Source organism: Pseudomonas sp. R62 (assembly GCF_000257605.1).
GTDB lineage: Bacteria > Pseudomonadota > Gammaproteobacteria > Pseudomonadales > Pseudomonadaceae > Aquipseudomonas > Aquipseudomonas atacamensis.
The window spans coordinates 489,065-490,953 of record NZ_JH635999.1 but is presented as its reverse complement, the minus strand read 5'-3'; the positions used below and the strand labels follow the sequence as shown (position 1 = coordinate 490,953).

The 1,889-nt window shown below is 58.4% G+C and carries 1 protein-coding gene and 1 pseudogene; both read right to left on the bottom strand.

Features of this window, described 5'->3' with window-relative positions:
- Positions 1-89 (bottom strand): annotated as a pseudogene (ihfA, locus tag OQK_RS20640) (integration host factor subunit alpha); the annotation flags it as partial.
- 3 nt (positions 90-92) lie between these two features.
- The coding region (gene pheT, locus OQK_RS20635) for a phenylalanine--tRNA ligase subunit beta (RefSeq protein ID WP_038861486.1) at positions 93-1,889 on the bottom strand (1,797 nt) is incomplete at its 5' end.

The window sequence follows — 1,889 nt, the reverse complement described above, 5'->3', positions numbered from 1 at the left end:
AGTTCTACCAATTCCTTGGCTTCCCGCTTGTTCAGGCCCAGCTCTTCATACAGACGTTCCGCCATCTCAGCTTTCGTCAAAGCCCCCATACGTCACTTCCTTAACGTGGCGTTCAACCTTTGTTCGAGCGAGGTGAGGATATTTTGCGTCGTCGAATTCACCTCATCGTCATTAAGAGTGCGCGATGGATGCTGCCAGGTCAAGCCAACTGCAAGGCTTTTTCTATCAGGATCAATACCTTTACCCTGATACACGTCAAACAGCCTGAGCTCTGTGAGCCATTCGCCTGCATTTTCACGGATTACGTCCAGTACAGCCGAGGCCGCGACGTCTTTGTGCGCGATCAGTGCAAGGTCACGACGCACTTCAGGAAAGCGCGACAACTCGTGGAATTTCGGCATCTTACCGAGCGCCACTTCCGCCAGAACCAGTTCGAAGACGAACACCGGACGATCCAGCCCCAAGGCTTTCGACAATTCTGGGTGGATCGCACCAATGAAGCCTACTTCGCGACCTTCACGCTCGATGCGCGCGGTTTGACCCGGATGCAGCGCTGGGTGTTTGCCCGGAGCAAAGGTGAACGAATCCAGGGCACCAGCGAAACCCAATACCGCTTCCACGTCAGCCTTTACGTCGAAGAAGTCGACGGTATCCCGACCCTGCGCCCAGCCTTCCGGCAAGCGACTCCCGCAAACAACCCCGGACAGCATAGGCTCTTGCTTCAAGCCCTCAAGCTGACCAACGAAGCGCAGACCGCTCTCGAACAGACGCACGCGATCCTGCTGACGGTTGAGGTTGTGCTGCAACGCCTTGACCAGACCTGGCCACAACGACGAGCGCATGGCGGCCATATCGTTGGAGATCGGATTGGCCAGCAACAGCGGCTCGACACCTGGATTGAACAGTTCGAACTGACGCGGATCGATGAAGCTGTAAGTGATCGCTTCCTGATAACCACGAGCAACCAGCAGACGACGCAGCTCAGGCAGATCACTACGCGCTTCGGCCTTGGCTTGGGGTGCCAGACGCGCTTGCGGGTAGCGAACCGGCAGACGGTTGTAACCGTACAGACGAGCCAGCTCTTCGATCAGGTCGACTTCCAGACTGATATCAAAGCGGTGGCTTGGCACTTCAACGCGCCATTGACCTTCGCCGTCAGCGGTAATGCTCAGGCCCAAGGCACTGAGCAGACGCTCGACCTGTGCCGAATCCATCTCCATGCCGAGCATCTGAGTGATGCGCTGAGCGCGCAGAGTGATCGGTGCAATCGATGGCAGATGTTGCTCGCTGACGGTCTCGATGATCGGACCAGCTTCGCCACCAGTGATTTCCAGCAGCAGGCCAGTGGCGCGCTCCATGGCTTCACGGGCCAGTTGCCAGTCAACGCCACGCTCGTAGCGATGCGAAGCGTCGGTATGCAAGCCGTAAGAACGTGCCTTGCCGGCAACCGCAATCTGATCAAAGAACGCAGATTCGAGGAACACATCACGGGTGGTCGCGGAAACACCGCTGTGCTCGCCACCCATGACGCCAGCGATCGCCAGTGCACGAGTGTGGTCAGCGATGACCAGCGTATCGCTACGCAGGCTGACTTCCTGACCGTCGAGCAGAACCAGCTTCTCGCCCTCTTCAGCCATGCGCACGCGAATGCCGCCATTGATTTCGGCGAGATCGAAAGCGTGCAGCGGTTGGCCGAGCTCAAGCATCACGTAGTTGGTGATGTCGACCGCAGCGTCGATGCTGCGCACGTCGGCGCGACGCAGACGCTCAACCATCCACAGCGGGGTTGGCTTGGACAGGTCGACGTTACGGATGACCCGACCCAAGTAACGTGGGCAGGCAGTTGGGGCCAGCACCTCGACCGAACGGACTTCGTCGTGTACCGCTGC